Below are 24,850 nucleotides of genomic sequence, written 5' to 3'. Positions count from 1 at the left end.
ATGAAACAAGAGGTGAAGCACTTGGAGAACTGGATGAAAGTGACGCAGTTATTAAAAGAAAACATGCTGTTTAATCAGCAGCATCTGTTTAGACTCTGGATGATTTGTCTCTCTTCGGTTGTGCAAAAGAAAACGTCCGTTGTCGTTGGGATGAAGCGCATTCAATTAAAAGAAGGCGAGTTTATGACAACCGGCAGTGAAATGACTGAAGCCTACAACCGAGGCTTAACAAAAAATACGCCGGCTCGTACCATTTGGAGGTGGCTACAGCAATTAGAAGCGTTAAACTACGTCACCATTTCAACTACAAAAACACACTCCATCGTAAAAGTACACGATCCACTTGTAGTAGAAGCGTACGACGAAGAAGCAGAGTGGGAACATGTACAGAATCAGCAAACGACTGACAAACCACATCAAGCAAGTAACAAAGAACATCAAAGAGATGACAAACCACATCAAGCAAGTGACAAAGAAAGTCAAAGCCACGACAAAGCATGTCAAACAGCTGACAAAGAAAGTCAACGTGATGACAAGCCGCTGACAACGCCTCTTCTTCATGATCACCAAACACGGTATTCAGCTCAAAAGAACAGCAAAAAACTCCGTACCAGTAAGCACTCCGAGCACCCACAGCCTACAAAGACCGAAGCTGAATCTTCACCGAATTTCCCCAATGATGACAATAAATCCCTATCTATCAAGAATAATAAAATAAAAAAGAATGCTTCTTCATTATCTTCATCTTCTTCTTCTTTAAAGATCGAAGACAGCTTAGATGACATGAGGCAAGTGGTAAAGCTGTATCTCACAAGACGAAATCAAGGCTCTACGTTGTCACAAAACGATGCTGAATCCATTCAACGAACCGTGGAATTAGGGATGGAGGTAGACGAGCTGCTTTTTACGATTAACGACTTGTTTGATAATCGAAAAGAAGGGACGATTTATGCGTTTGCGTACATTGAGCGCGTCGTTCGTTCGAAGGTTACGCGGAAAAACGCGGCCCCAAAATCAAGAACACATCTGTTACTGGAATATGCGAAAGAACATCACATTGAGATTGGAGAATCCACGTATGACGCCTGAACAAGCCTATGAAATCATTTCAAAAATTGCAGTGATGTACGATGGATTTAAAGTGGAAGGAGAGGACGGAAAAGCACGATTGAAAATCTGGATGCAGCACCTCCGCTCGATGCCATACGCTCCTGTTAGTCAAAACGTTGATCGTTATATTCAGCATCAATCGTTTCCTCCTCAAATCGCTGACATTGCCGCCAAGGAAGTGACCGAAGCGGACATCGTCTCGACGATGAAGCGATGGGAAGAAGAAGTCAAAGCCGAGAGACAGGCTGGCAGCATCAAACAGTTTTTTGACTACTTGCCTCCTCACCTTCAACAAAAATACGCCTACCTACAAAAGGAGAAGAATCAATGACCTACGCCTATATCGAAGCCGAGCATGCGATTCTTGGGTCTATCCTATTAGAAGGAGACCTCATTGCTCAATGTACCCTTCAGCCAGAACAGTTCTCCACGACCATTCATCAAGTGCTGTTTAAAAGCTTTCGCGACCTTGACGACAAAGGAGATCGCATTGACGTCATCACCGTTGTGACGGAACTAAACGACGTCATGGAGCAAATCGGTGGGGTATCGTTTTTAACGAAGCTTGTAGACTCGGTTCCATCAACATCTAACTTTTCCTTTTACGAACAAAAAGTAAAAGAAGCGTACGTGATACGAGAAACGAATAAAATCGGAAACGTGTTATCCTCTCTGACCGACGAAGACCAAATTCGCACCGTCTATCAACAGCTTGCCGAGCTGCAAGACGGAAAAGCAGCTTCAAATCGCTCCAAACAGGAAATCTTTCAAGAAGTCTTCCACGACATATCGACTCCCACATACGGACTAACCGGAATTGATACGGGCATCGCTGCTTTGAATAAATTAACAGGTGGCCTTCAAAAAGGAGATCTTGTCGTGATTGGCGCACGACCGTCAATGGGGAAAACCGCCTTTGCTCTTCAGCTGTCGCGCAGTCATTGTCAGACAGGAGGGGTGACGACCATTTTCTCTTGTGAAATGAGCGATGTGTCTCTCATGAAGAGAATGCTTTCGGCAACGGCACGTGTAAACGGAGCAAAGTGGCGTCAGCCGTACGAAACGTTCACAGCCGATGATCATGAGCGAATGGCCAAAGCAATCGGAGAAATTGAAGCGTGGGACATTCATATTTATGACCGACCAGCACAAACGGTGTTTGATATTCGAGCGGCGATTCGAAAAGCGATGAGGGAACATCCCGATCAGCCTCATCTCTTTGTGATTGACTACCTTCAGCTCATGAAGCCTGTTGGAAAATTCGAGCGTCACGACTTAGCCATTGGCTCGATAACAAAGAAGCTAAAAGAATTTGCGCGTGAATACAACGTACCGATTGTGCTGCTGTCTCAGCTTAACCGTGGGGTCGAGCAGCGACAGGACAAACGCCCACATCTATCCGATATTCGTGACTCAGGCGATATTGAACAAGACGCTGATGTTGTTGCGTTTCTTTACCGAGATGACTACTACAACCGTGACAGCGACCACAAAGACGAAACCGAGCTCATTGTCTCTAAGCAACGAAACGGACCTGTTGGCACCATTCACATGACGTTCAAAAAAGAATACGGCCAGTTTTTTGATCGGAAATCAAAAAAAGAAGGGAAGGAAAACCATGAAAAAAGTATTTCTTGATGTACCCCACAATTACGGAGATCCAGGAGCGGTCGCAAACGGCATGAAAGAAGCGAACCTTTCGCTTACAATTGCTCAATTTATAAAAGAAACGCTCAAATCCTACCCAATGATTCAAGCTAAGCTCCTCACCGACTTCATTCCACTAAACAGCGCCACGATGACGCTTCAAAAACGGTGCGACGTTGCCAACGAGTGGCAAGCCGACGTATTTATATCCCCGCACATTAACGCCGGAGGAGGCAAAGGCTTTGAATCCTACATTCACCCAAGTAGCTCACCAAAAACAACCGCGCTTCAACACATCGTTCACGAAGAAGTCCTCAACAAAATGCGAACCTTTGCGATGATCAAGGACCGAGGCAAAAAGAACGCCAACTTTGCCGTGCTGCGAGGGACGAAGATGCCCGCGCTTCTTACCGAAAACTTGTTCATCGATGGACTAGATGACAGCGACCTACTAAAGCAGCACACCTTCATTCAAGCGATCGGACAAGCTCACGCCACCGCCATTGCGACATTTTTAAGCGCACAACAACTCCCTTCCTCACACGACACCGAACAAGAAAAAGCCATTCAATGGGCGAAAGCACAAGGTATCTCAAACGGCGAACAGCTTCACAAGCCCTTAACGAGAGCACAAGGAATTGTTATGATGTACCGCGCCTTAAACAAATAAAAAAAGCTACGTCAAACGACAGGTTTGACGTAGCTTTTTTGTTTTGTTTTTAGATTTACCAAAAATAGTCTATCTCTGGTGCTATGGTATTAGTTGAAAGAAAAGAATAGCGTGTGAAGAGATAGATAACGAGACATGAATGCAAAGAGAAGTCATTCATCGCATAACGAAAGCGTTGTGTATAAAGGAAACAGTGAGTAACAAGAACTAAGCTGCTGTTTATCTTCTTTGTAGAAGTCAGTCGTATCACCTGTTTACTTTCTTCCATTTCACAACAAAGTGCGATAGAAAGCGACATCCGTAAACCTAGAAATCAGGACGTGGAAGTAGCATTTCCTGCTGATTATGAACAAGTAGAAAGAGGTAGATTAAGCTAGTTTGTTGAAATGCGAACCATTCATCACAGAACCAGAAAAGCACCTCTAACATTTTGTGGAAAAAATTATCAAAATTCGACAAAACAAGTCATAGACACGTTAAAAAACACTATGATAATATTTAAAAGTCTATAGGTCTTAAGTAGTAGGAGTGGAGAAGCGTTGATAGATTTACACTGTCACATACTGCCGGGATTAGACGACGGCGCAAAAACAATGGAAGATGCACGACAAATGGCGAAGCAAGCGGTAGAACAAGGGATTTCTACCATTGTGGCTACACCGCATCATCAAAATCGCCAATACATAAATGAAAAAGACATCATCGAACAAAAAGTAAATGAGCTTAATGAAGATCTTTTAACCAACAACATTCCCTTAACCATCTTACCAGGACAAGAGCCGCGTATATATGGCGAAATTCTGCAAGACTATCAAGCTGGGAAAGTGTTAACGCTCAATAATACGAGCAAATACATATTCATTGAATTTTCATCCAGTCAGGTTCCGCACTACACGGATCAACTGTTATATGACCTGCAGTCAAATGGTCTGACAACGATTATCGTTCACCCAGAGCGAAACAGCCGACTCATGGAAGAGCCAGATCTTCTTTACAACCTTGTTAAAAAAGGGGCACTTACGCAAGTAACGGCTTCAAGCGTCACAGGAGACTTTGGGAAAAAGATTCAAAAGTTTACCCATCAATTAATAGACGCCAACCTCACTCATTTTGTTGCATCCGATGCGCATAATGTGAGAAGCAGAGGATTTCGTATGGCACACGCGTTTCAGATTATTGAAGAAGAATACGGCATGGACACGATGTACATGTTTTATGAAAACGCGCAATCGGTTGTAGACGGCAAAACGTGCTTTGTTGAAGTGCCGCAGCCAGTAAAGCGTAAAAAGTTCTTAGGTATGTTCTAGAAGCTTATCTCTTTGTATGGCTCTTTTTTTTATCAATAGATGGAAAAATTTTATAGATTTTTCAATCTTTTTACTGGGTTTTTAAGGTAGAAGGATAGTAGCTAGAAAAATGGTGATGTCTCCTAACCGTTATCAATGGAGGTACTCGACTGTTCTGTGGGTAGATGCAATCTACCTTAGACACACATGTTGTCAAAAGGATGGTGTGAGGGTGGGTTAGATGCCCAACTTTTATGATATGTGAATATCTACGAAGCAGTTATGACACATAGTGGCTTCGTAGGTCGTTACATATGCAAGTTAAAACAGAAAGAAGGTGGGTGAGTATGAAGGAGTTTGACAAACTGCCGAAGTCCGTCAAACAAACGATTCGGTACGTGAAGCAAGATGCCTCCTATGAGCAACTACTTCGCATTCAAAAGATGGTAAATGCAACTATTTATCATCGCTTAAAACAAATACATGAAAAAGAGAGATAGCGAATAGAAAGGTGATGGGCTTTGACGTATAAAAAACGTTTATCGTTATTAATTTTACTAGATTCATTGATTGTTCTAGGTTCAATTTACATTAGCTATTTCATTTTAACACCGTATTTTAGTATTTACACATCAACAACTCTTGTGATCAGCTCTATTGCCTTGTTTATCACCCATCACGCATTCGCTCATTATTATCGCTTATATAAAAAAGCTTGGGAATATGCGAGTATCGGAGAATTAACATCGATTTTTAAATCCGTCACCATGTCGATTGCATTAACCGCACTCGTTCAATTTCTTCTCATTCACGACATTTATTACCGCACGTTGGTGATCACATGGATGATGCACATGCTGTTTATCGGCGGAACTCGTTTTTCCTGGCGTGTGTACCGCGATACGTACTTCAATAAGAAAAAAGATCAAAAGCGTACGCTCATTATCGGAGCAGGCGCAGCGGGCACGATGGTCGCTAGACAGATGAAGCACGGTCATGACAGCGAGCTCTATCCGATTGCGTTTGTTGATGACGATGTGAAAAAGCATAAGCTCGAAATTATGGGCATTCCTGTGCTAGGCGGAAAAGAAGCGATTGAAACCATCGTCGAGCAGCGTCGAATTGAACACATCATTATTGCGATTCCATCGTTAAAAACAAGCGACTTACAAGATATCTACAAAGAATGTGCCAAAACAAAAGTGAAAACACAAACGATTCCAAAGATCGAAGACATTATGGTTGGGAAAGTATCAGTGAATGCGTTTAAAGACGTTCAAGTCGAAGATTTACTTGGGCGTGAGCCTGTGCAGCTCGACAATGATGGCATATCTGAATCCATCACGGGTAAAACAGTATTAGTCACAGGTGCAGGTGGCTCCATCGGGTCTGAAATTTGTCGCCAAATTTGCAAGTTCACACCCGATAGAGTTGTGCTAGTCGGACACGGTGAAAACAGCATTTACGCCATTGATATGGAGTTAAACAAAGAATACGGCAAAGAAATGGACATCATCCCCGTCATTGCTGACATTCAAGATCGAGACCGAATGTTTGAAGTGATGAACACACACCGACCGGACGTTGTGTACCATGCGGCCGCGCATAAGCACGTTCCGTTAATGGAATACAACCCGAGAGAAGCGGTAAAGAACAACGTGTTTGGAACAAAAAATGTGGCCGAAGCAGCGGAAACATTTGAGGTGAACACATTTGTATTGGTGTCATCAGACAAAGCGGTGAACCCACCAAACATCATGGGTGCAACAAAGCGCGTCGCGGAAATGATCATTCAACACTTAGACAAAACAAGCAAAACACGATTTGTTGCGGTACGATTCGGTAACGTACTCGGAAGTCGCGGCAGTGTCATTCCGTTATTTAAAAAGCAAATTCAAGCAGGTGGTCCGGTGACGGTCACGCATCCTGAAATGACGCGCTACTTCATGACGATTCCAGAAGCATCACGCCTTGTGATTCAAGCAGGGGTACTCGCTCAAGGCGGAGAAATCTTCGTCTTAGACATGGGTGAGCCTGTGAAAATTGTGGATTTAGCGGAAAACTTAATTAAGCTATCGGGCTACACAGTTGAAGAAATCGGCGTTCAGTTCTCAGGCATCCGACCCGGTGAAAAGATGTATGAAGAGCTACTGAACGACAACGAAATTCATTCGAAGCAAGTGTTCCCAAAAATTCATGTCGGCAAAGCAGCACAGGTGGAACAAAGTACAATCACAAGCTTACTAGATGGATTTGATCAGCTCACAACCGACAATCTCAAGCAAATGCTACTTGAGCTTGCGAATAAAAAATACAGAGAAGATAGCGTAAAGCTAGAAGCCTAAACGTGTGAAGGGGAAGGTTTATGTCAAACGAAGAAAAAGAAAAATGGCTCTCTCTCCTGCAGGAGGCATACACAAAAGGAAGCATCGAACACAGCATGAACCTTACCTCTTATATGCAGTTTTTGAAGGAGCATCTACAACGATTTATCACACAGGAACAGAGTGACATGAAAAAATAGACAAGCACGAAACACAAGGGGGATGTAAAGAATGGGAAAAGTACGTAAAGCCATCATACCAGCAGCTGGACTCGGAACACGCTTCCTACCAGCAACAAAAGCGATGCCAAAGGAAATGCTTCCGATTGTTGATAAGCCAACGATTCAATACATTGTCGAAGAAGCCATCGAATCAGGCATTGAAGACATCATCATCGTCACCGGTAAAGGAAAGCGCGCAATTGAAGATCACTTTGACAACTCATTTGAGCTCGAACAAACCCTCGTCGAAAAAGAAAAGTTCGATCTACTAGAAAAAGTCAAAGAATCATCCAAAGTCGACATTCACTACATCCGCCAAAAAGATCCAAAAGGATTAGGTCATGCCGTTTGGTGTGCGAGAAAGTTCATTGGAGACGAGCCATTTGCGGTACTTCTAGGCGATGACATCGTTCAAGCCCAAATACCAGGATTAAAGCAGCTCATCAACGAATACGACAAAACGTTATCATCCGTCATCGGCGTCCAAACCGTACCAGACAACGAAACCCACCGCTACGGTATCATCGACCCAGCCAAACAAGAAGGCCGTCGTTATCAAGTGAATCATTTCGTTGAAAAACCAACGCCAGGCACAGCACCATCCAACCTAGCGATCATGGGCCGCTACATCCTAACACCAGAAATCTTCATGTTTCTAGAAAAACAAGAAACAGGTGCAGGAGGCGAAATTCAACTAACCGATGCGATTCAAGCACTCAACCAAATTCAACGCGTGTTTGCGTATGATTTTGAAGGAAGTCGATACGATGTTGGGGAGAAGATTGGGTTTGTGAAGACGACGTTAGAATTTGCGCTGAGAGATGAGAGATTAAAAGAAGAGCTTCTGCCATTTCTAGAGAAGATGGTCGAAGAGTATAAAGTGAAGGTGTAATAAAGGGGGAGATAAAAGTTCTGTTTGTGGGTGAAAAGCTGTGAACAGGGCTTTTATTTGTTTTTGTTTGTTTAGTAGTTAGCTGGATGAAGGAAGCGACCAGTTAAGTGCTAAGTAATCAAAAGGTATACATATTGAGGAATTTTATAATGGAAGGAAGTCGTACAGCATGGCAGACCGCATTTTTCTTTCATCCCCACACATGAGTGATGAAGGATATGAAATGGAATACGTTCAACAAGCGTTTGACACAAACTGGATTGCACCTCTTGGTGAAAACGTTAATGAATTTGAAAAAGAACTCGCCGCGAAAGTAGGGAGTCAATCAGCGGCAGCACTAACATCTGGCACAGCAGCCATCCACTTAGCACTAAAAGCAGCGGGTGTAGGTGAAGGAGATCTTGTCTTTTGTTCCACTCTCACATTCTCTGCGACAGCGAATCCAATCATTTATCAACATGCAATTCCAGTTTTTATCGACAGTGATGATAAAACGTGGAACATGTGTCCAAAAGCATTAGAAGAAGCGTTTCAACAGTATCCAAACGTAAAAGCGGTGCTCGTTGTCCACCTTTATGGACTATCAGCGGATATGGATAAAATCGTTGCGCTTTGTAAAAAGCATAACGTGGCGTTAATCGAAGATGCAGCCGAATCACTAGGAACGTACTACAAAGGGCAGCATACAGGAACGTTTGGGGACTACGGAATCTTTTCATTTAACGGAAACAAAATCATCACCACTTCTGGTGGAGGGATGCTTGTTTCAGATAATGAAGAAAAAATCGCAAAAGCACGATTCTGGGCAACACAATCTCGCGACCAAGCAAGACACTACCAACATAGTGAACTAGGATTCAACTATCGAATGAGTAATGTCGTAGCGGGAATTGGTCGAGGTCAGCTTAAAGTATTGAATCAACGAGTTGAAAAGAAACGATACATCTATGAGTTTTATAAAAGAAAACTACAGCACCTTGAAGGTATTGCATTTATGCCAAATAACGAATGGGATGAACCAAACTACTGGCTAAGCTCCATAATATTAAACGGAAACATTCGACCAATTCATGTTATGGAAGCATTAGAAGCGGAAAACATCGAATCAAGACCCGTATGGAAGCCGATGCACATGCAGCCGTTCTTTGAGAAATATGATTTCGTAGGAACGGACGTATCAGAGAAGCTATTTGAAAATGGCATCTGTTTGCCGTCTGATACGAAAATGACCGATGGAGACTTAGCACGAGTTGTGGAGATTATGAAGGAGTTGTGGAAATAGGCATGCAAACTCAACTGAACACAAACACACAACCACCGATTCTTCAGCCAAACAAAGGTGGTATCTATAGAAGCGTTGGTAAAAGAGGAATGGACATTCTGTTATCATTACTCGCCATTATCGGCTTGAGTGTCATCATCCTAATTGTAGCCATTCTAGTCAGAATGAAGTTAGGAAGTCCGATTATCTTTAAACAGCAAAGGCCGGGACTAAACGAGAAAATCTTTACGATGTATAAGTTTAGAACGATGACGGATGAGAGAGATGAAAATGGTGAATTGTTGCCTGATAGTGTGAGACTTACGAAGTTTGGTAGGTTATTGCGTAGAACATCACTTGATGAGCTTCCTGAACTTATAAATATTTTAAAAGGTGATATGTCTATTATAGGCCCCAGACCTTTAGCTGTTGAATATTTACCTTATTATAATGAAAAAGAAAGAGTTAGACATAGCATAAGACCGGGACTATCGGGTTTAGCGCAAATTAATGGTAGAAATACTGCGGATTGGGAACGGAGATTCTATTATGATATTCAATATGTAAATGAAATTAGTCTTATTGGAGATATTAAAATCATATGGTGTACAATTCTAAAGGCAGTTAAAAGAAGTGACATTGGTGAACGAGGTGTGGATTCACCGCCAGATTTTCATATATATCGACAAAAATCACTGAAGGGGGAAAAATATAATGAATATTAAAGGAAAAGTTGTTACTTTGAGAGCGATGGAAGAAGAGGATCAAGAATTATTAAGAGAAATGGTTAATGATCCAGAAATAGAAAAACTAGTAGGAGGTTATTCTTATCCAGTTTCAACAAATCAGCAACAAAATTGGTTTAATTCAAATTCAAATTCTCAGAATAATATAAGATTAATAATTGAGACTAAAGAAGATGGTGCGGTTGGATTTGCAAGTATCGTTAATATTGATTGGAAGAATAGAACTGCTTTTCATGGCATAAAAATTGCTAATAAAAAATTTAGATCTAGAGGAATTGGAACTGATACTGTTATGGCAGTAATGAAATACGCATTTGAGGAATTACAGTTAAATAGACTAGATGGCACAATAATTGAATATAATGAACCTTCAAGAAAATTATACTGTGATAAATGTGGATGGACTGTAGAGGGTGTAAGAAGGAAAGCGGTATTCAAGCTTAATGAATACCATGACGAGCTAATCGTCGGAGTACTAAAAAAGGATTATGAAAGATTAATCAAAGAAAATAATTATTGGGATATTTAATTATGTATAGTGAGATTGGTAGTGAATTTTGGCTAGAAAAACTGCAAAATACATCTAATAATAAATTACCTAATTGGTTATCTAGATTTGGTGAAACAGCTTTAACTTCTTCTGGTAGAGGGGCGATTACTTTATTATTGCGACAAATTATACCTAAATATAAAACTGTACTGCTGCCTTCGTATATATGTGAATCTGTATTACTTCCTTTTATTGAAGAAGGTTTCAATTGCTACTTTTATGAAATTAATCAGGACTTATCTCCAAATATTGATAGCGTTATGTCATTTAAAAATATTGGCGTATTTCTTCACATGGGGTACTTTGGTTTTCAAACAAATTCCAATTTGCTTGATGTTCTTAAACATTTTAAAAAAGAATCGACTATAGTAGTAGAAGATATTACACATACATTATTTTCTACATTTAGTAGATTTAAAGATAATGATTTTTATGTTGGAAGTATCAGAAAGTGGTTTGGACTTCCTAGCGGAGGTGTTTTAGCTTCTTCAAGAAGGATTATTAATGGACCTATACTAAGAAATTATAAATTTTCAAAGATAAGAACTGATGCTTTATTTAATAAAGGAAAATATATTAAGTTAGAAGATAGTAGTTTAAAAAATAAATTTTTAAATCAGTTTTTTGAGGCAGAGACACTAATAGATAATGATGTCGGGGCTTATTGTATAGATAGTTTTTCGGAGAGCTTAATTACTTTATTAGATGTTGATGAATTGTTAAAGAAAAGAAAAGAAAACTTCAATAAACTGTCAAAGGAGTTGATAAATGTTGATTATCTTGAACATCTATTCTTCGATTTAAATGAGCAGGTTTGCCCTATGTTCTACCCAATTCTAATTAATAATAGAGATCAAGTGAGAAATCAGCTTGCTAAAGAGAAGGTTTACTGTCCAGTTCACTGGCCGATTCCTAATCAACTTCTTAAGAGGGATTTTAGTAGTGCCTTAGATATATATGATACTATCCTTTCAATACCCTGTGACCAAAGATATGGTATGACCGAAATGAATAAAATAATTTCAATTTTAAAGAGTATGTAGACTAGATTGATATTATTAATAAGGGTGGGAAGTGAATAAATGTTATCTGTCAAAGGAATAAATGAGCAAAGAAAACCAGAATTTCAAATGTCAGTAATTCATTTTGAGGAAATAGAAAAATGGGATAAGATCGCAAAGAGTTTTAGTAACTTTGATGTGTATTATCTTTCTGATTACGTTAAAGCTTTTAAAAGCCACGGAGATGGAGAACCTGCGCTTTTCTATTATGAAGATCAAAATATTAGAGCTATGAATGTAGTAATGAAAAGAGATATTTCTTTAGATAAGAGGTTTACTGGTAAAATACCTCCTAATACTTATTTTGATATATCAACACCATATGGTTACGGAGGTTTTTTGATTGAAGGAAGAATCACTGAAGATAGCCTGAGAAACCTTAATAACAAATATATCTATTTATGTGAAAAACAGGGTATTGTATGTGAATTTGTTCGTTTTCATCCTGTTCTTAATAATGTAGAAGATTTAAAAGGTATTTATGATATCTCTACGCGTGGAAAAACTATTACAGTAAATTTATATTCACGTGATCGAGTTTGGGATAATTTTACTAGTAAGAATAGAAACATGATAAGAAAAGCTAAAAAATCAGGAGTTGAGATTTATTGGGGACGGGATCCTAAATTATTTGATCAATTCATAACATTATACAATGCAACAATGGATAAGGATAATGCAAAGGATTATTACTATTTTAAGAAAGATTTTTATGACAGTATCCTTAATGATTTAAAGTATAATTCGATTATATTTTATGGTATATATGAAGGGAAAATTATATCGATGTCGATGATCTTGTACTCTAATGAACAGCTACATTATCATTTATCAGCATCTGATAGAGAATATCAGTACCTGGCTCCAACAAATTTGTTATTGTTTGAAGTTGCATGTTGGGGATGTATGAATGGATTTAAAACCTTTCATTTGGGTGGAGGACTTGGAAGTAAAGAGGATAGCCTTTTTAACTTTAAAAAAGTATTTAATAAGAATTCAGATTCACATTTTTCTATGGGTAGAAAAATTTTTAATCAAGAGAAGTATGATGAACTAATTAAGATTAGAAACTCAAACAAATTGTATACTTTGGAAAATGATTTTTTTCCGAAATATCGAGCAACTGTTAGATAATTTACACTTTGAGATAAGGGCATTGTTTTATTAGACAAAAAGTATTATGAGGAGAAGAAACTATGAGTATATTTTTGAACACGATATTTTTTATAAATGCCTTCATAATATTTTGGGCAATGATTGGATATCCATTATCTCTTAATAAAATAGATAAATACTCCAAAAAAACCCATATAATCAAAAATAAAACTTACGAACCTACAGTCACTATTATGATAGTAGCACATAACGAAGAAAAAGTAATTCAAGATAAATTAGTTAATATAACTAGATTAGATTATCCTAAGAATAAGCTGGAAATATTAATTTCGTCAGATAATAGTACAGATAGTACAAATAAAATAGTAAGACAATTTATGGATGAAAACCCTGAGTTTAATATTAGACTATATGAAGTTAAGGAAAGGAAAGGAAAGACTAACGCTCAAAATGAAGCGGCAGCAACGGTCAATAGCGAGATATTGATTATGACTGATGCTAATGCAATGTTAGATACTAACTCAATAAAGGAGTTAGTTTCATCATTTGTTACTGATGATATTGCTTACGTTACTGGCCGGTTGAAATATATTAATGCTAATGAAGAATGGACGAGCGCATCAGAATCTTCCTATTGGGAATTTGACCTTAAAATGAGAGAAGTTGAATCAAAACTTCACTCAGTAACAGCAGGCAATGGAGCTTTGTATGCTTGTAGGGTGAAGGAATATTATAATTTCAATCCTATTGAAAGCCATGACAGTGCAATGCCCAAATATTATGTTCTAATCGGAAAAAGAGCTATATACAATAAAGACGCTGTGGCGTACGAGAAAGCTGGTGCTTCAATAGAAGATGAGTTTGGGCGTAAAGTGAGAATGTCTCGCTATATACTTTCTGCGCTTTATCCAAATTTAAAAATATTTAATATTTTTAAATTTAAGTGGTTTAGTTATTGTTATTTTGGTCACCGCTATTGTAGACAGAACTTATGGTTAGCTCATTTATTAGTATTTCTTATAAATATACCTTTGGCATTTTCACTTCTAGTATTTAAAATCACTTTAGTATTCCAAATGTTATTTTACTTTACTGCATTATTAAAACATATAACAAAAGTTGATAATAAAATAATTAATATGATTTATTACTACAGCATTACTATCATTGCACAATTAATTGGAGCCTATAGACAATTAACTGGAAAGTCTAAGCCGTTTTGGGAGAAGGCTGAAAGTACAAGATAATATATCAAAATATTAGTATTGGATATTCCTGATGGAGGCTAACAATGAAAAAGATTTTTTTCGCCACGAGAGTTCGCGGGTTTTTTAGGCACTTATTTTCCAATGAGAAAATGGAATATGAAATTATTAATAATTATAAAGGTTTCTATGAATTAAACTCTAGAAAAAGGCGAATCATTACAAAAATTGCTAAATCTTCACTTTTTGATTTTTTGGGTGTCATACAGATTATTAAATGCAACAATAAAGAAGGAGATATAAATGGGAGTTTCAATCGGTTCTTAGATTCAGATAAATCTTATTTTATATATCTTGAAAATCCTACTGCTCTATATCACTATAAGTTAGGGCGAGGGAAAAGTATTCTAGGGAAGAAACGAATTTCTAAATATTTAAATGACAAAAACTTAAAAGCAATTGTATGCATGTCTCAAGCTTGCTACAATACCTTTGATGATGTTTGCGGGAATTGGAAAAAAGGGGATGAAATGAAAAAGGTAATATATCCATTAGTCCCCCGTAATAACCTAGTTTCTGAACAATCAATTGATCAAAGAGTTGAGAATGAAGAGGTGCATTTACTTTTTATTGCTCAGGGAATTCGATTTCTATCAAAAGGTGCATTAGAAGTAATAGAAGCTTTTAAAAGGCTTCGGGCTGATGGAAGGGCTGTTAATTTGACTATGATAACATCTATTGAAGATGTAGATGATAATCTTATAAATTCAATTAGGAAAATGGAAAATATAAAATTATTAGATTTTACATTATCATATGAGCAGATGGAAAAAATATATGCTGAAAGTACTATATTATTACAGCCAACAAGTGATGAAAGTTTCGGTTTGACAATCTTAGAGGGCATTAAAGCCGGATTGCCAGTTCTAGCAACAAAATTATATGCAATTCCAGAAATGGTAAATGATGGTTTTAATGGCTATTTGACGGACCCTCAATGGTGGTTCTTTGATAATAATAATATCCCTAATCCAAAAGTTTGGAATCACAGGGAAGAAACTATTTATTCAGGGAAGATAGATGATAAAATAATTCAATTTCTATATGAAAAGATAAGTCATTTAGATGATAATAGAGACACTTTAAAACAAATGTCATTAAATTCATTGAAAGTTGCAAACTCCGATTCATTTAATGAGGAGAAAATCATACTCGAATGGAATAATTTATTTAATTCTTTATGTGAAAATGGTAATTAAATATACATTAATATTTTCTATACTTAAAATTGAACTACATTGATCTTGAAACCTAGCAGTTTCGGTTGTGGATTGGAAATTGGAGTAATAGGCATGATAACCTTGTGTAGCAGGTAAATCACTTTCACCTAGCTTTAAAACGGGAAGTCATGCCTATAAAGTTATAAGCCTATATAAAGTTACTTTTGTGAAAGAATCTAATAAAATTATCTAATTTCCATTCAATAATTTGACATAAATTTTTGGTGAAATTAATTAAATTTAAATTTTTTCTATTCTAAGATTAATAAAGAGTTACTTAAATTTAAGCTAACGCTATGGGTAGGATTGATTAACAGGAGATGAATACTTGAAGTTTAAGGTTTTGTTTAAAAAGTATAAAATATTATTAGTTGAGTTTATGATAAATATCTTTTCCTTTTCAATATTTATAATAGCTCAACAAATTGTTGCTCTACCAACTATATCGAGGTTATATGATGCGAACCAATTCGGAAAAATAGTTATAGCAATTGGATTTATTGGGATAATTACATCTATATTTGGTTTCAGTATTGGTAATGCTCGACTTCTAGATCAGAAGTTTTATAATTCTTTATACTTACGGACTTTCTTGATAAGTAATTTAATTATCGGGCTAATTAGTTTTATTGTGTATTATTTCCTTTTTTTGGATAATATTATGAATAATATTTTATTTCTAATAACTTGTGTTCTTGCTAATTATAGAAACTTTTTTCAATCGGAATATCGTATAAAAAATACCCATAATAAGCTATTAAGGCAAAATTTATGGTATTTTTTAGGTGTGTTATTTGGTGTTTTAATTTTTCTTTTTCAAAAAAATTGGCTGATGATCTTTCTAGTAGCTGAAATATTTTCAGTGTGTTTTTCTGCCTATTATTTTCGTGAAAGTGGCTTTTTTAAATTGTTTACTGATAATAGTAGACTAAAATCTACTAATATTATTCAATTAATTTTAAATAATGGAGCATCCTATTCTTTATCCCAATATGATAGATTTTTAATTTATCCTATATTGGGTCCAGCAAATGTAAGTTTGTTCTATTCTGCCTCAGTGTCTTCAAAAATAGGTGCCTTAGTAATAAATCCACTCTCAAATTACATTTTAGGCAAATTGGCGATTAAAAAGGAAGCGACTAATAGTAAGTTAATTAATTTAGTTGTTTTAGCATCCTTTTTTATATCGGTACTCTATTTCTTTCTAAGTATTTTCACAACCCCTGTACTAGTAAAAGTTTTATATCCAGACTTTCTAACAAATATAGAATATTTAATTATTCCCATATGTTTAGGTGGTGCAATTATGGCGGGAGTAAATATATTAAAGCCTATAACAATGAAACACTTTGGAGTTAAATTTTACAATAATTCATTTTATATATATGGATTATCACTCATTAGTTTGTCTGTTGTTTTAGGGATAAAATATAACTTAATCGGGATTGCAATAGCAAATATAGTATCTGGTATAGCTTTATTTTTATTTCTGTTAATCTGCTTAAAGAAAATTAAGAGAAAAGTTTAATAATTTATTCTGAAAATTTTTTCTTATTTTCTCATTTTATTATATAAATAAAAAGTTAAAGGATTAAAAATATGTCTTATAAAAATACTGCTCTATTATTGTTACTTTTAACATTCCTGTCTGGCAACTTTAATATAAATAGAATAATCATGAATTTATCTTTTGAAGTTAGGTACATTCTCTTTGCGGCATCTATATTTACAGTGCTTATTGGAATTAGTTATAGTAAACGAAATATTTCAATTAAAATAAATAAATCTGTAATTTTGTTTATATTATTGTCTTTCACTTATTTGCTGCAGGTGTTAATTTCATTTTTCTATACAATAGATCAGTCTAGGGCTATTGGTAAAGTTGAATTATCTATATTTTTAATATTATTGATTATAGGTAATCTATTAATAGTAAATAGCATGGAGGTTCAGGAATTTTTTAAGGTTGTTTCTATTTTCTTTATTTCAATAGGTATTTTGTATGCAATTCCTATCTATTTAGATGTTTTTTCTGGTGCTAGTAGAGGGGATACAAGTGTAAGTGGTCCCAATGTAGCCACAAGAATACTTTTCTTTGCATGCTGTAGTGCAATATATAGATTTTCATTGAACAAAAAAACCCTTTATCTTATTCTAAGTATTTTGTTTTTATTTAGTATAGTTCTAGTTGGATCAAGGGGAGGTTTTTTGGGTGCTTTACTCTCTCTACTATTAGTATTGACTATTAAAAAAACACTAGTAGATTGGAAGGGAAAAATGAATATTTCAATTAATTTTAGTCTTAAATATATTTCATTTTTAATCCCGTGTTTATTGATTCTATACTTTATGTTTGAACCGATAAAAAGAGTATTCATGGGCAGATTCATTGGGTCTACATTTCAAAGTGGTACAGTTTATAGCTCTGGTCGTAATGTTATTTACTCAGATGCTATTTTAATGATAAAGGAGAAGCCTATTATAGGTTACGGGATTGATTCTTTTACACTTAAAACAGGCCATGTATATCCGCATAATTTATTACTGGAAATGCTGGTGGAGATTGGTATGCTAGGGGCAATTATTTTTGTTTTTTTTGTGTTTTTTTCTGTTTTTATTATATTTAAAATGAGAAAATCTTCATATTTTATTTTCTCTTCTATTCCGGTTTATATGATAGTAGTTCAGATGTTCTCTGGTGAATTTTATGATTTTAGATACTTTTTTCTTTGGATGATTCCCTTATTATATGGCAAAGCAAAAGGCTCAAGAACAGTTTCTATGTCTTATATTAAGTACAAATCGTAGGGGGAAGTATTGCCGGCGAACAGTCACTTGTGAAAACTATGGAATAAAATAAGCAACGATATAGGAAGGCAGGAATAATAATGAAAATTACGATCGCTGGTACTGGCTACGTAGGTCTATCAAATGCTATATTACTAGCTCAACACAATGAAGTCATAGCTTTAGATATTATCCAAGAAAAAGTAGATATGATTAACAACAAAAAATCTCCAATCATTGATAATGAAATTGAAGAGTTTCTAGCAACAAAACAATTAAACCTAACCGCAACTACAGATAACTACAAAGCATTCAAAGATGCTGAATATGTAATTATCTCAACACCAACAAACTACGATCCAGAAAAAAATCATTTTAACACAAGAACGGTTGAAGCTGTGATCGCAAGTGTGTTATCAATCAACCCTGATGCGATTATGGTAATCAAATCAACAGTACCAGTTGGTTATACAGAACAAGTGAAGGAAAAGTTTGATACAGACAATATCATCTTTTCGCCCGAGTTCTTAAGAGAAGGTAGAGCCCTGCACGATAACTTGTATCCTTCACGTATTATCGTTGGCGAGCAATCTGAACGCGCTAGAGTTTTTGCTAATTTACTTGTTCAAGGAGCAATTAAAGAAGAGATTGATGTACTTTTTACAAACTCAACAGAGGCAGAAGCCATTAAATTATTTGCAAACACGTACCTAGCCATGAGAGTGGCTTTTTTTAATGAGCTCGATTCTTATGCTGAGTTAAGAGGGTTAAATACTCAACAGATTATTGAAGGTGTTGGATTAGATCCACGAATTGGAGCACATTATAACAATCCTTCATTTGGTTACGGAGGATACTGTTTACCAAAAGATACAAAGCAGCTTCTTGCTAACTATGCTGATGTGCCTAATAACATTATGACAGCCATTGTGGATGCAAATAGAACAAGAAAAGATCACGTATCTGAGATGATCATTAAGCGTAATCCTAAAATTGTAGGGATTTACCGACTTACGATGAAAATGGACTCTGATAACTTTAGGCAATCTGCTATCCAAGGGGTTATGAAGCGCATTAAGGCAAAAGGAATTGAAGTCATTGTCTATGAGCCAGCTCTGACTGAAACTGAGTTCTATCATTCTAGAGTTGTAAATGATTTTAATGAGTTTAAGAAAATTAGTGATGTAATTGTCGCTAACCGATTATCGGATGATATTCAAGATGTTGCAGAAAAGATCTATACAAGAGATTTATTTAGTAGAGATTAATTTAAAAGATTAATATTCTGAATAAAAACTTTGGTCAGAGTGACGACTGAACTAAGTAGATTATTAATTTCTGTACGCTTAGCTGATTTTGAAGTGCATAAATTGAGAAATCACTTCGCAAATCAAACATCATAAAATATCTAAGTAAAAGGTAAAACGTACGATGAAAATGGTTCATTAACTAACGAAATGAACTATGTGAGAGACACTTTCTATTAAATTTAGGTATTTGCCAACAACGCTTTTAAATTTACTCTTTTTAACGGAATCAAATTCCCATTTATTATCGTTTTACATTGTCTGGCTGAATGCCAAATTTTTATTTTTTTCATCTGTCTACCTAAAGGGGAACATATCAACTGCTACTTGATGGCTTTTATTTAGGTTAATAGATTCAAGTTCTACTTCTACTTTTCGATTAACCATCATAGAATTATTACTAGATTAGGAGGGGATTTTTATGTTAATAATAGGGGACTCGATTAAGCTAGATAGAAAAATAACTGATAATATTCAAACAGGGTTTTACAATGGTAAGGTTGTGCCCTGCTTATGCTATCAAGGAGAATACATAAAAGAAGTTAATGGAAATACAGAGTACATTCATGAAAATTTGCAAGAAATAATTGAAGAAGTGATTATTTCAAAAAATGTTATAGAAAATGTAAGTAACCCTAGCTTTTTAGTAACTCGACAAATTGGAACTGATAATCCAAATTCAACATTACCGAAAGATAAACCACAGACAAGAGTTTCTTTAATTTATGTGGAGAATAATCAAATAAGGGTTTGGACTCCTACAAATAAAGAAATTATACAAGATTTAAAATATCTCTGCGGACATGCAGGTAAAGAATATATGACTGTTTTTAAAGAGATAAATAATAAATTAAGTATAAGAAGAGACTTTAGTATACAGGGACTACTAGAGAATTATTTTGATGATATGTCACTTGGGATATATCTGAAAGGCTATGCAGGAACAGTGATAAGAGGTAGTTTTGGAGATCATAAACTTCCAGTAGCAGCCTTCTTTGCATTAATTAAGAATATCTTAATATCTGAAGATATGAGATTCGACGGATGTCACCATCTTGGTAGATATCGTTTTCAACTTGCAGCTTTAGATTATGTTTTAGGTAACAAACCGATTGAAGCTGTTCTATAGGTTATCATACTTTAGTTTGGTGCTATATAGACGTAACCAAATGTCACAGTGACGCCCCAAACCACGTCGGAACTTTTTAAAGGTTGATAATGTAATAAGCTGAAGTGGCAACTGACCATTGTGAGATAGTTGGCTGCCACTTTCTTTCATAAATAAAAAAAGGCAATGGTATATGTAGAACTCCCTCAACTAAGAAAACAACAATTACAAGTTTCTCACAATCATCTTCAAATAAGACCTCCATCTCTACAGAAGAATACCGTGTAAAGCAATGAACAAATCAAAAAAGCCCCATCAGAAATGGGGCTTTTTTAATCATGCATAAATTGAATCAATCGTAGTATTAGATGTTTTTTCGATGATTGACGTCTTTTGATTTACTTAGAATTCCAGCAATGATGAGGAAGACGAACGTCACGATAAAAGCAGTCAACCCTTGTTTCAACACCGCTCCAACATAAACAATGGATAAGCCACCTAAAAGGAAAGATAGTTTCATAAGAAGTGATCGACTATTCATGAATTCACCCTTTGTTTTTGTATTTACATAGTAGCCACTAGATAAAAAGCATTCTACCTATTCAATGATAACATTTCATACCTTTTCCAGCTAAACAACCTTGCATGCAATCCATCCAGCCCATCGCTTTAAATCCTCCGCTAGAATCCACAGTGTCAACGGTTAACACTTGATTCGCAATACCTTTTCCATCTTGCCAATAATCCACACGAACATCTTCATGGTTTAACACTTGAATGTCAATTTCAAACGTATTCTTTAACTCTTCATTTTCATCGAAGACAATGTTTAAGTTCGTAATACGAGAACCAGCAGCTTCTTCTACATCGTTAAAAGAAACACTATAGTTTTTTGTTCCATCATCATATTGAATGCCTCTTACTTCAGAATGGTCAAAAATCAGATCATTGTTACTAAGATAAGATACTTCTTCGTTCTCAATGTAGCCTAGCGCTTTATTCAACAAGCGCTCTTTTTGTGCTTCAGACATATCAAAGCTGGCCTTATGTGAACATCGATTTAATTTTCCTCAATTTCAACGAAACGAAATTGTTCATTATAGACGGCTAAATGATTGTTTTTCAATTCCTGCTTTTTTCTTTTCTCATAGGTAGTAGAAATCCCCGCTTTACATTTTGGTCACAGTGACGCTCCGAATGGGATAATACTTTTGGAAATCGTATACTAACAGAAGTAGTCATTAACCGACTAATTCATCATTCTTATTTAGTTGTATCTAAAGGTGATAGTCACCGTTATAAAGAATCAATCACACAAACCTAAATGAGAATTTGGAAAAAAGTTACATTTTTAATTGCAACTTTATACATTTTTTGCTTTGTTCTCTTATACAATGAATTTGTATTGAAAAATTCCTATAGGAGAGTGATGAGCATGATTAAGAAAGTGTTAGTCTCGTTAATGATGTGTTTTGCTTTGTTGATAGGATCATTTGGTTTTATTGATAATTCAGAGGATGTTGTAGAAGCGGCACCAAAATATAGTTATAATTGGTATTTCAAGACTCAACAAGCAACGGTTAAGTTAGATACCAACTATTCTTTTACTGGTTATGAAGTGTATCGTGGTTTTACTAATAAAGTGGGATTAACAATGAAATATAAAATTAGTTCTAAAGGCGTTTTAACAGTTACAGGTGTTGATTATTATAAATACGGAATTATGTGGCCAGTTAAAGTTGCTGATAAGAGTAAAAGGATAGTAAACAGTAAAACAAAGGTAGGCGGAGCTGCTTCGGCATACGCTGATTATAGGGGGCAAATCATTACGTCGAATGGAATATCCCTACTCACAGAGTATCCAAAAACAGAAGGTTATATTAAGTTAGTCTCAGTTAATACAACGAATAAAACAGCGGTGGTACAATTTACAGGTGTATTAAGGCATTAATCATGTTCACAGTAACATCTCGAAATTTGGAAAAGGTTAATAGACGTGAGGCTGTGATTAATTGAAGTGGCAACTGAGATAGTTGATTGCCACTTTTCGTTCCATTGAACCCGGCATAGCCACTACTTTAATGGAATACAAAGAGGCTATTGTAAGCGTAACGATTGAACCTATTCAATCAAAAACTAAATGTAGGCATGAACGAAGACAAGTTTTGAGAGAAGCTTGTCTTGTTTGCATAATGAGTCTTTTAGTCTGTTTTTTACTGTGTATGCTTCTCTTTTTAGCTAAAAAAAGGAAAAAATTCCTATGTAGCTCGACCTCTGACCCTTTTATACTAAAATATGTAAAGTGTCATTTCATACAATTCATATAAAAGAGGGCGTGACATGGAGAAAGTCTATGAATCTTCTACATTACTCGACGCAGCGAAGGAACGAGTCAAATCTTATGAGGCACTCGAAAAGCAGCTACAGCCATTAAAACAAGCGCTTCAAGGGATGGCCGATCTTGGAGATGACTTCCAAGGAAAAGGAGCCGACAACATCAAAGCGTTTTACCGTCGCCATGTGGATGTGGTGACGCTTTTGGAAGATATGGTCGGCAGCTACAAGCATTTCTTTCAAAACCTAGATGAACAAGCCGACAGAGTGAAGCTATCAGGGAATACGATTGTGAAGGTTCCTTTCGTCGAACAGGACGTGAGCAATTCGTTACAGCGAAGCAAAGACATGATCGCTCAGCAGAAAGAGGCTCTTGCTGCGATCCTCGGTTCAATTTCTGATTTGGTCCCACTTTCACCATTTTCGAAAGAAGCGTTTAATGATCACATCGACCGTGCGGAAAAGAAAAGGCGTGAAACGATTGAAGCAGTCGAGCAGTTAGATGCGAATTGGGTAGCAGAGTACACAGGACTTGAACCGCTTTTTACAGTCCTTCAAGCGCACGTGCAAAGCTTACTTCAAGAGTCAAGTCAAGGCGGCACCATCTATCAAATGGCATTCGACGAACAAGCGTACAAAGCAAGTGAGCTCTACAGCGTGCAAAAAGCGCTTCATGAACAATCATTACAGTACGTTGACTACAAAAAGCAAGAAAAAGACGTCTATGAGCTTGAAAAACAAGCCGAGATCGAAGCGAACAAACCGTGGTACGAAAAAACGTGGGATACGGTCACCACCTTTACAGGAGAGATCACCGGATATTATGATTATAAAAGAGCAACCGAAGGCATCGATCCGATCACAGGTGCAAAACTTTCTACGTCCCAACGCACCACCGCAGGGGCAATGGCGGCAGCCGGCTTCATTCCAATCATCGGCTGGGCAGGACGAGCCTTTAAAGGTGGAAAAGCGATTTATTCAACAGCAAAAGGAGTCAATGCTGCCAATCATGTGCTAGGTGCCTATAAAACCACGCAAGGATTCAATATTTTAGGTAAAGCGGAAAAAGGGCTGTATGGTTTAGTCCTCACAAACGGTCTATACGAGTATACGACCGGTAAAGACATGTTTGGCAACACCATCTCAGATGAACAGCGCCAAGCAAGCCTCTTCCAATCACTCGGGATTGCCGGAGCGGGAGCGTTGTCTTCTCGTTACGCTCGTCAAGTAGGTGAAGCAGGAGCAAAAGCCGTCGCAAAAGACTCCCAAAAGCTAAGCGACATGCGAAACGTACTGAGTACATACACCGTCCAGCGCGTGATGAAACCTCTTCAGCAATCAGCTCAAGGAACGTACCGAGGGGCAGCTGAATACGTAAAGAAATCCTTCAACAAGTTAGGGGATACCCCAGTCCCAGTCCGGGTTCGTGTGTTCCAAACAGCAGGTAACTCACAAATGGGATTTGGATTTGAGACGGTTACGTTGAAGGATGGGATTCGGTATATAGAGAAGAGTGTTGGGAAGGGTACGGGTAAGAACCAAGAAGTAGTGAAGTTTACAAAGGAACAATTATCTACTAAACCACCATATTCTAGAGATCCTGACAAATGGCAGAAAAAAGGTGGAAAAATCGAAATTGATGAGGAAGGAACGTGGACTTATACTGATTGGGAGATACCACCAAATCGTGTTTCTTATCCAGGTGGTTTTCCAGATTTCAAATCTGCTGGGATGGTAAAACAAGAAGTTCCAATAGGTAAGTTTGAGAGATATGATCTTGACTTTGCTAAGGCTGATGAATTAGCCCTAAATGGTCCTAAATCAGATGAAAATACATGGCACCATCATCAAGATTTAACTACTATGCAAGAAATTGATAAAGAGATGCACAGAAGATTCCGACACATGGGTGGAATGTCATTATCTAAGAAATAAAAAGATTAAA

The 24,850-nt window shown here is 36.6% G+C and carries 24 protein-coding genes and 1 pseudogene; 23 read left to right on the top strand and 2 right to left on the bottom strand.

Annotated features, from left to right (window positions below; genetic code table 11):
• The first annotated feature begins 21 nt into the window (after positions 1-21).
• The 20 genes from JOC83_RS05725 to JOC83_RS05630 all read left to right on the top strand — a co-directional run bounded on the left by JOC83_RS05725 (position 22) and on the right by JOC83_RS05630 (position 20,592).
• Positions 22-1,089 (top strand): hypothetical protein, encoded by a 1,068-nt coding sequence (locus JOC83_RS05725; protein WP_205185149.1) that lies wholly within the window; start codon positions 22-24, stop codon positions 1,087-1,089.
• Complete coding sequence (locus tag JOC83_RS05720; protein WP_205185146.1) at positions 1,079-1,441, top strand: replicative helicase loader/inhibitor; 363 nt, start codon at positions 1,079-1,081, stop codon at positions 1,439-1,441. Before JOC83_RS05725 ends, JOC83_RS05720 begins: the two co-directional genes overlap by 11 nt.
• Positions 1,438-2,748, top strand: a complete 1,311-nt coding sequence (gene dnaB, locus JOC83_RS05715) for a replicative DNA helicase (protein WP_205185142.1) — start codon at positions 1,438-1,440, stop codon at positions 2,746-2,748. The genes JOC83_RS05720 and dnaB overlap by 4 nt, the downstream gene beginning before the upstream one ends.
• Positions 2,729-3,427 (top strand): N-acetylmuramoyl-L-alanine amidase, encoded by a 699-nt coding sequence (locus JOC83_RS05710; RefSeq protein ID WP_205185139.1) that lies wholly within the window; start codon positions 2,729-2,731, stop codon positions 3,425-3,427. Before dnaB ends, JOC83_RS05710 begins: the two co-directional genes overlap by 20 nt.
• Positions 3,428-3,966: 539 nt before the next feature.
• Complete coding sequence (locus JOC83_RS05705; protein WP_205185136.1) at positions 3,967-4,734, top strand: tyrosine-protein phosphatase; 768 nt, start codon at positions 3,967-3,969, stop codon at positions 4,732-4,734.
• Between the two features lie 326 nt (positions 4,735-5,060).
• Positions 5,061-5,213 (top strand): hypothetical protein, encoded by a 153-nt coding sequence (locus tag JOC83_RS05700; protein WP_205185133.1) that lies wholly within the window; start codon positions 5,061-5,063, stop codon positions 5,211-5,213.
• A 21-nt stretch (positions 5,214-5,234) separates the two neighbouring features.
• The gene (locus JOC83_RS05695) at positions 5,235-7,058 is read left to right on the top strand and encodes a polysaccharide biosynthesis protein (RefSeq protein WP_205185128.1); all 1,824 of its coding nucleotides are present in this window, start codon (positions 5,235-5,237) and stop codon (positions 7,056-7,058) included.
• A gap of 20 nt (positions 7,059-7,078) precedes the next feature.
• Positions 7,079-7,237 (top strand): hypothetical protein, encoded by a 159-nt coding sequence (locus JOC83_RS05690; protein WP_205185125.1) that lies wholly within the window; start codon positions 7,079-7,081, stop codon positions 7,235-7,237.
• A 31-nt stretch (positions 7,238-7,268) separates the two neighbouring features.
• The gene (gene galU, locus JOC83_RS05685) at positions 7,269-8,150 is read left to right on the top strand and encodes a UTP--glucose-1-phosphate uridylyltransferase GalU (protein WP_205185122.1); all 882 of its coding nucleotides are present in this window, start codon (positions 7,269-7,271) and stop codon (positions 8,148-8,150) included.
• 169 nt (positions 8,151-8,319) lie between these two features.
• Positions 8,320-9,432, top strand: a complete 1,113-nt coding sequence (locus tag JOC83_RS05680; RefSeq protein ID WP_205185119.1) for a DegT/DnrJ/EryC1/StrS family aminotransferase — start codon at positions 8,320-8,322, stop codon at positions 9,430-9,432.
• Positions 9,433-9,434: 2 nt separating this feature from the next.
• On the top strand, positions 9,435-10,136 hold the full coding sequence (locus tag JOC83_RS05675) for a sugar transferase (protein WP_275580412.1): 702 nt from the start codon (positions 9,435-9,437) through the stop codon (positions 10,134-10,136).
• Positions 10,126-10,686: a GNAT family N-acetyltransferase gene (locus JOC83_RS05670; protein ID WP_205185117.1), complete on the top strand. Its 561-nt coding sequence runs from the start codon at positions 10,126-10,128 to the stop codon at positions 10,684-10,686. Before JOC83_RS05675 ends, JOC83_RS05670 begins: the two co-directional genes overlap by 11 nt.
• Before the next feature lie 2 nt (positions 10,687-10,688).
• The gene (locus JOC83_RS05665) at positions 10,689-11,750 is read left to right on the top strand and encodes a DegT/DnrJ/EryC1/StrS family aminotransferase (RefSeq protein ID WP_205185114.1); all 1,062 of its coding nucleotides are present in this window, start codon (positions 10,689-10,691) and stop codon (positions 11,748-11,750) included.
• Between the two features lie 39 nt (positions 11,751-11,789).
• On the top strand, positions 11,790-12,902 hold the full coding sequence (locus JOC83_RS05660) for a GNAT family N-acetyltransferase (RefSeq protein ID WP_205185111.1): 1,113 nt from the start codon (positions 11,790-11,792) through the stop codon (positions 12,900-12,902).
• 62 nt (positions 12,903-12,964) lie between these two features.
• Entirely contained in the window at positions 12,965-14,131 is a 1,167-nt protein-coding gene (locus JOC83_RS05655; protein ID WP_205185108.1) for a glycosyltransferase family 2 protein, read from the top strand.
• A gap of 44 nt (positions 14,132-14,175) precedes the next feature.
• Positions 14,176-15,348 (top strand): glycosyltransferase family 4 protein, encoded by a 1,173-nt coding sequence (locus JOC83_RS05650; protein ID WP_205185105.1) that lies wholly within the window; start codon positions 14,176-14,178, stop codon positions 15,346-15,348.
• Between the two features lie 349 nt (positions 15,349-15,697).
• Positions 15,698-16,897 carry a polysaccharide biosynthesis protein gene (locus tag JOC83_RS05645; RefSeq protein ID WP_205185101.1) on the top strand — a complete coding sequence of 400 codons (1,200 nt, stop codon included), beginning with the start codon at positions 15,698-15,700 and terminating at the stop codon, positions 16,895-16,897.
• Positions 16,898-16,968: 71 nt separating this feature from the next.
• Entirely contained in the window at positions 16,969-18,177 is a 1,209-nt protein-coding gene (locus tag JOC83_RS05640; RefSeq protein WP_205185098.1) for an O-antigen ligase family protein, read from the top strand.
• A gap of 80 nt (positions 18,178-18,257) precedes the next feature.
• Positions 18,258-19,424, top strand: a complete 1,167-nt coding sequence (locus tag JOC83_RS05635; protein ID WP_205185096.1) for a nucleotide sugar dehydrogenase — start codon at positions 18,258-18,260, stop codon at positions 19,422-19,424.
• 460 nt (positions 19,425-19,884) lie between these two features.
• Complete coding sequence (locus tag JOC83_RS05630; RefSeq protein ID WP_205185078.1) at positions 19,885-20,592, top strand: hypothetical protein; 708 nt, start codon at positions 19,885-19,887, stop codon at positions 20,590-20,592.
• Between the two features lie 343 nt (positions 20,593-20,935).
• On the opposite strand, the gene JOC83_RS05625 is transcribed toward JOC83_RS05630, so the two are convergent.
• A complete protein-coding gene (locus JOC83_RS05625; RefSeq protein ID WP_205185075.1) occupies positions 20,936-21,112 on the bottom strand; it encodes a hypothetical protein in 177 nt (58 codons plus the stop codon).
• A gap of 61 nt (positions 21,113-21,173) precedes the next feature.
• Positions 21,174-21,602 carry a hypothetical protein gene (locus tag JOC83_RS05620; protein ID WP_205185073.1) on the bottom strand — a complete coding sequence of 143 codons (429 nt, stop codon included), beginning with the start codon at positions 21,600-21,602 and terminating at the stop codon, positions 21,174-21,176.
• Between the two features lie 176 nt (positions 21,603-21,778).
• On the opposite strand from JOC83_RS05620, the pseudogene JOC83_RS20165 reads away from it, so the two are divergent.
• The 3 genes and pseudogenes from JOC83_RS20165 to JOC83_RS05610 form a co-directional block, all read left to right on the top strand.
• Positions 21,779-21,895, top strand: a pseudogene (locus JOC83_RS20165) (IS21-like element helper ATPase IstB); the annotation flags it as partial.
• 111 nt (positions 21,896-22,006) lie between these two features.
• A complete protein-coding gene (locus JOC83_RS05615) occupies positions 22,007-22,522 on the top strand; it encodes a hypothetical protein (protein WP_205185069.1) in 516 nt (171 codons plus the stop codon).
• A gap of 389 nt (positions 22,523-22,911) precedes the next feature.
• On the top strand, positions 22,912-24,840 hold the full coding sequence (locus JOC83_RS05610) for a T7SS effector LXG polymorphic toxin (protein WP_205185066.1): 1,929 nt from the start codon (positions 22,912-22,914) through the stop codon (positions 24,838-24,840).
• The last annotated feature ends 10 nt before the right edge of the window (positions 24,841-24,850 follow it).

It is taken from the genome of Priestia iocasae (assembly GCF_016909075.1).
In the GTDB taxonomy this organism is placed as follows: domain Bacteria; phylum Bacillota; class Bacilli; order Bacillales; family Bacillaceae_H; genus Priestia; species Priestia iocasae.
The sequence above is the reverse complement of the archived record's forward strand: the minus strand, read 5'-3'. Positions and strand labels throughout refer to the sequence as shown.